Annotated in this window: 3 protein-coding genes; all 3 read left to right on the top strand. The window is 59.8% G+C overall.

The features are described 5' to 3' along the window. Window positions 1-165 precede the first annotated feature (165 nt). From L2A60_RS20005 to L2A60_RS19995, 3 genes are read left to right on the top strand one after another with little or no spacing between them, the layout of a single operon-like run. Window positions 166-1,605 (top strand): purine-cytosine permease family protein, encoded by a 1,440-nt coding sequence (locus tag L2A60_RS20005; protein WP_235706221.1) that lies wholly within the window; start codon window positions 166-168, stop codon window positions 1,603-1,605. Window positions 1,606-1,646: 41 nt separating this feature from the next. Further along, window positions 1,647-2,678: a histone deacetylase family protein gene (locus L2A60_RS20000; protein WP_235706220.1), complete on the top strand. Its 1,032-nt coding sequence runs from the start codon at window positions 1,647-1,649 to the stop codon at window positions 2,676-2,678. Continuing rightward, the gene (locus L2A60_RS19995; RefSeq protein ID WP_235706219.1) at window positions 2,675-3,517 is read left to right on the top strand and encodes a PhzF family phenazine biosynthesis protein; all 843 of its coding nucleotides are present in this window, start codon (window positions 2,675-2,677) and stop codon (window positions 3,515-3,517) included. The genes L2A60_RS20000 and L2A60_RS19995 overlap by 4 nt, the downstream gene beginning before the upstream one ends. Window positions 3,518-3,636: the final 119 nt, after the last annotated feature.

Below are 3,636 nucleotides of genomic sequence, written 5' to 3'. Positions count from 1 at the left end.
TCGCAACATCAATGACCACGCTCAGAACAACAATCGCCCGCACCCTCGCCAGAACCCTGCCTAGATGCCCGTGTTGCCAACGACAAATCGAGAATGCTCGATTTATGACACAGTAAGACTAACTGCTTTGGCTGAACAAAAGCTTGAAATAATGGGGACGTCCAAATGAACACTGAAACGGGTGAAGGAACCACAAACGCATTTCGGCTTGGCATCGAGCATCGGACCATCGATTATGTGCCGATTTCGGAACGACGCGGCAAGGTCATCAACCAGGGGCCATTCTGGTTTCTCGGAAATTTCAACTTCGTCACGACTGCGATTGGCTTCATCGGACCGGGGATGGGCCTGAGCTTCGGCTATACCGCCCTCAGCGGTACGCTGGGTATCTTGTTCGGCACGATCTTCATGGCATTCCATGCAAGCCAGGGGCCAGATCTTGGATTGCCCCAGATGATCCAATCACGTGCCCAGTTCGGCTATCGGGGGGTAATTATCCCGTTGATAGGCACGCTCTTCACCTTTGCTGGTTTCAACGTGGTCGACACTGTGTTGCTCAGCCAGGGCTTGCACAATCTGTTCGGCTGGGAAATCAGTGCCGTTGCGTTAATCCTTGCGGTCATCGCGATAACGATAGCGATTTATGGTCATGATTGGTTGCATCTCGTTTTTCGTATTTTGTTTTGGATCAGCCTACCACTTTACCTGATACTCACGGTCGCGATCGCAACCGGCGGTGTATCTGGAAAACCGCCTGCACATTCCGGCTTCAACTGGATCGCTTTCGCCGCGGAGTTCGCGGCTGGAGCCAGCTTCAACATCACCTACGCGCCCTATGTTTCGGACTACACTCGATATCTGCCGCACGGAAAATCGCGCACCGGGCTTGTGCTAAGTGTTTATCTTGGCGCCTCTCTCTCGGCAATTTGGCTTATCATTCTCGGAGCCTGGCTCTCCACCTATCTCGGTGTGCAAGACGGGCTAGTTGCGACCAATCTAGCGGGAAACATGGTATTCCCCCATCTCGGTACGATACTGGTGCTGGTCTCCATCGGCGCGCTGGCCGCGACGATGGGACTCAACGCCTACTCCGGCATGCTCACTCTGGTCACAGGTGCCGATGCGTTCGTAAAGCTGAAACCCAGCAAGGGCGTACGGGTTGTCGGCATTCTCGTCCTGATGGTGATCTGGCTTGCCATTTCATTGAACGTCACCGCAAAAGCCATCAATGCGCTGTATGACAGCTTGTCGATCATGCTCTATCTCCTGGTTCCATGGACGGCTGTGAACCTGATGGATTATTTCTTTGTCCGCCGTGGACATTACGCGATCAGGGATCTGTTTGAGCCGAACGGAATCTACGGCGCATGGAGCTGGCGCGGTATCGTCGCCTATTTCGTTGGCTTCGCGGCAAGCGTGCCATTCTTTGATTTAGCAGGTTTCTACGAAGGGCCTGTCGCCAAGGCTCTCGGCGGGGTGGACATTTCATGGGCGCCAGGCCTGTTGGTGTCTGGCTTGGTTTATTACAGCGTCGCTCGCTCGCTTGATCTTGCCCGTGAGCGGCCGGCGATCAACGCTAGCGTGCTCAGTCTGGGTTCGCTGTAATCACGCAAATCCGAATATGGAAACGCCCGAGGAATCGATCCATGCGCACGATCTTCAATGCCGATCATCGGTTTCACCAAAGCCCCGGAGAACTTCTCAACGGCGCATATGTTCCCGCCTTCGAAAAACCCGAACGGGCGGACCTGATCCGCGCCGAAATCGAGCGCGCGCGGCTTGGCGAAATCTCCGCGCCGCAACCCTATCCATTATCCAAACTCACCGCCATTCATGATGCCGGCATGATCGATTTGTTCCAGCACGCCTATGCGGAATGGCAGGAAGCCGGACGATCGGGCGGCGCGATTCCCTTCACCTTCGGCACGCGCGGCGTGCGGGAAGACCGGGTTCCGCGCTGCCTGGACGGAAAACTGGCCTATTACTCCTTCGATGCCGGCACCCCGATCACGCCAACAAGCTGGCGCGCCATCAAATCCTCGGCCGATACCGCGCTTACCGCGAGTTCCCTCATCACCCAGGGCGAACGCTCTGCCTTCGCGCTCTGCCGTCCGCCCGGTCACCATGCGGGCACCGACCACTATGGCGGATATTGCTTTCTCAACAACGCGGCCATCGCGGCACAGGCGATGCTCGGCGACGGTGCTGCCAGGATCGCGATCCTCGATATCGACTACCATCACGGAAACGGCACGCAGCAGATTTTCTATCGGCGCAACGACGTGCTGTTCGTCTCGATTCACGGCGACCCCGACGCGGAATTTCCCTACCGGCTCGGCTTTGCCGATGAAACCGGCGCAGCCGATGGCGAGGGTATGAATGCGAATTACCCGCTGCCGCTCGGCACCGAATGGCCGGCATGGAGTGCCGCGCTCAACCACGGACTGACACGCATCCAGACTTACCGGCCGGACATCGTCATCGTCTCCCTGGGCGTCGATACCTATAAGCACGATCCGATCTCGCAGTTCCGGCTGGAGCGGGAGCATTTCACCCGAATCGGCGAGCGCATCGCCTCCTTGGCGCGGCCGACCATGTTCGTTATGGAAGGCGGCTACGCCGTCGAAGACATCGGGATCAACGTGGTGAACGTATTGAGCGGATTCGAAACCGCATGACGACATTGCCATTCCAGCAGGTAGACGTGTTCACCGCACAGGCGCTTAAGGGAAATCCTCTCGCCGTGGTCGTCGGCGCGGACGCGGTTTCGGATGCACGGATGGCCGCTTTCGCCGACTGGACCAATCTGAGCGAAACGACGTTTCTGCTTCGCCCGCGCGCGCCGGATGCGGATTACCGGGTGCGCATTTTCACGCCCGAGCGGGAATTGCCCTTCGCGGGACATCCCACTTTGGGAAGCTGCCATGTCTGGCTGGCATCCGGTGGCGTACCGCGAGGCGCCGAGATCGTTCAGGAATGCGATGCTGGCCTGGTGCGCATCCGGCGCGACGGCGCATCGCTCGCCTTCGCGGCGCCGCCGTTGCGGCGGGCCGGCCCGGTCGAGCCCGAGTTGTTGGACAGGATCGCGCGTGGGCTTCGCCTGACGCGGGACACCATTATCGCATCGCAATGGGTGGATAACGGCCCAGGCTGGGTCGCCGTCATGCTACGATCCCGCGCCGAGGTGCTGGCGCTGCAACCGGATTACGCCGCCCTGGCGGGTCTGGATCTCGGTGTGGTCGGGAAATGGGACCGCGACCGGGACGGGACGGACGCCGAATTCGAAGTGCGCGCCTTCATTCCGGGTTCCAGCGTGCCGGAAGACCCGGTCACCGGGAGTCTGAATGCCGGCCTCGCCCAATGGCTGATCGGGAGCGGCCTGGCACCCTCGACCTACGTGGCCAGCCAGGGCACGGCACTCGGGCGCGCGGGACGGGTCGAGGTGCGGCAGATCGGCGCGGATATCTGGGTCGGCGGCAAGGTCACGACCTGCATCGAGGGAACAGTGGCGCTCTAATCTTCCTCCATCCCGTCCTGGCGCAACCTGCTCGGCAGCAGCTCGCCCTTGCCCTCAAGCACGGGGTATGCCGCCGCCGCGACAAGGTGGGCGTTCACCCGCTTGAGGTCGCGCAGCGT

Source organism: Acidiphilium iwatense, assembly GCF_021556475.1.
Classification (GTDB): domain Bacteria; phylum Pseudomonadota; class Alphaproteobacteria; order Acetobacterales; family Acetobacteraceae; genus Acidiphilium; species Acidiphilium iwatense.
The sequence above is the reverse complement of the archived record's forward strand: the minus strand, read 5'-3'. Positions and strand labels throughout refer to the sequence as shown.